The following is a 2,956-nucleotide window of genomic DNA, read 5'->3' as shown; positions in this document are numbered from 1 at the left end:
GCCGACCGGCTCACCACCGCCGAGCTGGCCGCCGAGCTGGCCGCGACCACCACCGCGGCGCGGGCGGGTGAGCTGCCGCCGGCCCGGCTCACCGGGGGCACGTTCACGCTCAACAACTACGGGGTGTTCGGTGTCGACGGTTCCACCCCGATCATCAACCACCCGGAGGCGGCGCTGCTCGGAGTGGGCCGCATCGTGGACAAGCCCTGGGTGGTGGAGGGAGAGCTGGCGGTGCGCAAGGTGACGCAGCTCAGCCTCACCTTCGACCACCGGGTCTGCGACGGGGGAGTCGCCGGTGGCTTCCTGCGGCACGTCGCCGACTGCGTCGAGCAACCGGCCCTGCTGATCGCCGCCGTCTGAGCCCCGTCCGCCCCGCCCCGCCCGGCCTGCGCCCCCGGCCCGCGCCGCCCGCCCCCCAGGCGTCGATCATGGAGTTGTGTACAGTGCATAACGGCATATAGAGGTCGAATATCCGGCCACAACTCCATGATCGGCGCAGGCGGCATGATCGGCGCGGACGGGAACCAGACGTCCATGATCGGCGTGGGCGTGGACAACTTCACCTCCTGCTGGCCGTAAGGTCGCCATGCAGTCGATGCCTGTCCTGTCCGACCCGTCCAGGTGTCTCGCAGCTCGCAGTTCTCTGGCCGACCACCGACCACACGCACGAAGAGTCGCGCCCGAGCACGCGCGGCGCCCCCAAGGCCGCTTCCCAAGATCGCCCCTTTGATCAAGGAGTTTTGGTCTGGGTGGGCGGCGGATTCGGACCAAAACTCCTTGATCAACCATGTTCCGGCGTGGGCGTGGGCGTGGGCGTGGGCGTGGGCGTGGGTAGGTCGGGGCGGGGGCTCGGCGGCTGAAGGGACGCCGGGTCCACGGGTGGCCGTACGCCCGAGACCGGGCGAAGCGTCGTGGACCGGTGGGTGCGCGGACAATGGACGCAGGTCGCCGACTAACGGTCGGGATATCACGGTCGGGCATTTCCCGGCCTGGTCCGGCGCAATAGCGCGAAAATGTCCACCCGGTATTGGCGCGCGGTTTCGCAGAATTGCTGAGTCGCTGGTGGGTAGACGGCGAGAATGTGGCGGAGGGCGAGAAATAAACGGGGGGACGCATCATGAACCTGAGGGGGCGATTGGCGCTGTTGACGGTGGCCGTCGCAGCGGCGCCGCTGGCGCTGGGCGCGTGCACGGGTGATCGGAGGACCGCCGGACCCGGTGAGGGTCGGCAGGCGGCTCCGGAACTCGCCGTGACGCCCGCCGAGGGCGCGCGGGACGTGCCGATCAGCGGGGAGATCGGCACCGTGGTCAAGCACGGGCGGGTCACCGATGTGCGGATCACCGACGACAAGGGCGGAAAGGTCGAGGCCGAGCCGCGCGAGGACGGCACCGGGTGGGTGCCGGCCGAGGTGTTGCAGCCCAAGCGGACCTACACCGCCGAGGTCACGGTGACCGGCGAGAAGGGGCAGACGGTCACTCGGAAGACGACCTTCACGACGCAACCGAAATCGTCCAAACCGGCGATCACCAGTACGCTCTATTTCGCCGGTAATCGGACGTACGGCACGGCCATGCCGGTAACCGTCGCGTTCGACCCGCCCATTCCGAAAGAAGCCAGGGCGGATGTGCAACGTCGTTTGTTTGTGAAGACCGATCCGCCGCAGCCGGGCACCTGGTCCTGGGTGTCCGACGGTAGTCAGGTCTATTATCGGGCGCCCGATTTCTGGCGACCCGGCACGTCCATCAACGTTCGTGCCGCGCTGGAGGGTCTGCCGATCGGCAAGGAGAACGTCGGCGACGCCGACCGGCGGGCCACGTCGAAGATCGGCCGGCAGACGGCGTTGGAGATCGACAACGCGACCAAGCAGATGTCGGTGATCCGGGACGGGAAGCTGCTGCGCAAGCTCCCGGTCAGCCTCGGCAAGCCGAGCACCCCGACCTCCAGCGGCAAAATGGTGATCATGGAGAAGCACGACTTCACCACGTTCGACACCACGGGCTCGGCCGACCCGTACGTCGTCGACGTCGAGGACGCGCAGCGGCTGACCTGGGGCGGCGAGTTCATCCACGGTGCGCCCTGGTCGGAAGGGGATCAGGGGTACACCAACGTGTCGCACGGGTGCACCAACCTCTCCGCGGCCAACGCCGACTGGCTGATGGGCGTCACCCAGGTCGGTGACCTGGTCACCGTCAAGGGCACCGAGGTCGAACTCGGCGAGGGCAACGGCTGGACGGCGTGGAACGTCGACTGGGACCGGTTCGCCGAGGGCAGTGCGCTGCCCGTACCCGCCGGGCTGAAGCCGGCACCGACCGCGTCGGCGGACCCGGGCGCGGTGGCCGGCGGTGGCTCGCCGGAGCCGCAGCCCTCGGCGAGCGGCGGGTGACACACCGACGTCGGGCGCCGGGTCGTCACCGGCCCGGTGTTCCCGTCGTGGGCGGGCGGAGGGTGGTGCCCGGGATCGTCCCTAGGGTGGATGCACCGGGCCTGCGGGTCATGCCCTGGGCTTACCCGGAACCGCCTTTACGCAGGGTGTGAGTGTCGGTGGTGGGGGATAGGTTCTTCTCATGCCAGAGCGCGAGGAGCGGTTCCACGTGGAGACCACGGTCTTCGACGACGCGGTGTGCGTCCGCGTGGTCGGTGCCGTCGACATCGCCACCGTCGCGGCGTTCCGCGCGGCCCTCTGGGCTGCACCGGCCCGGCCGGAGCTGCGGGTGGATCTCTCCGAGGTGCGGGTGCTCTCCGCCGCCGGGGTGCGCACGCTGATCGCGGCCCGGCTCTGGGTGCGCGCCCAGGGCGGCCAACTGGTGCTGACGGACCCGCCGCCGGTGGTGGAGCGGGTGCTGCGTGCCACCGGCCTGCGCCGGGTCATCCCGGTCGTCGGTTCGTGCTCCGAGCGGGTGCTGGCCGGCGTGTGACGCCGCGACGGCGGGTTCGCCCGCCGGGGCGTGCGGTGGTC

At 70.1% G+C, this 2,956-nt stretch carries 3 protein-coding genes; all 3 read left to right on the top strand.

The genetic code is table 11. The features are described from left to right. On the top strand, positions 1-360 hold a 360-nt coding region (locus EYA84_RS29810), incomplete at its 5' end, for a 2-oxo acid dehydrogenase subunit E2 (RefSeq protein WP_201272522.1). A 757-nt stretch (positions 361-1,117) separates the two neighbouring features. After that, the gene (locus EYA84_RS29805; protein ID WP_131057442.1) at positions 1,118-2,383 is read left to right on the top strand and encodes an Ig-like domain-containing protein; all 1,266 of its coding nucleotides are present in this window, start codon (positions 1,118-1,120) and stop codon (positions 2,381-2,383) included. A 181-nt stretch (positions 2,384-2,564) separates the two neighbouring features. After that, positions 2,565-2,915, top strand: a complete 351-nt coding sequence (locus tag EYA84_RS29800) for an STAS domain-containing protein (RefSeq protein WP_131057440.1) — start codon at positions 2,565-2,567, stop codon at positions 2,913-2,915. Positions 2,916-2,956: the final 41 nt, after the last annotated feature.

The sequence above is a fragment of the Verrucosispora sp. SN26_14.1 genome (genome assembly GCF_004307965.1).
GTDB lineage: Bacteria > Actinomycetota > Actinomycetes > Mycobacteriales > Micromonosporaceae > Micromonospora.
The sequence above is the reverse complement of the archived record's forward strand: the minus strand, read 5'-3'. Positions and strand labels throughout refer to the sequence as shown.

Coding starts and splice junctions, on each gene's coding strand:
- EYA84_RS29800 (WP_131057440.1), top strand. CDS start 2,565: ATGCCAGAGCGCGAGGAGCGGTTCCACGTGGAGACCACGGTCTTCGAC.
- EYA84_RS29805 (WP_131057442.1), top strand. CDS start 1,118: ATGAACCTGAGGGGGCGATTGGCGCTGTTGACGGTGGCCGTCGCAGCG.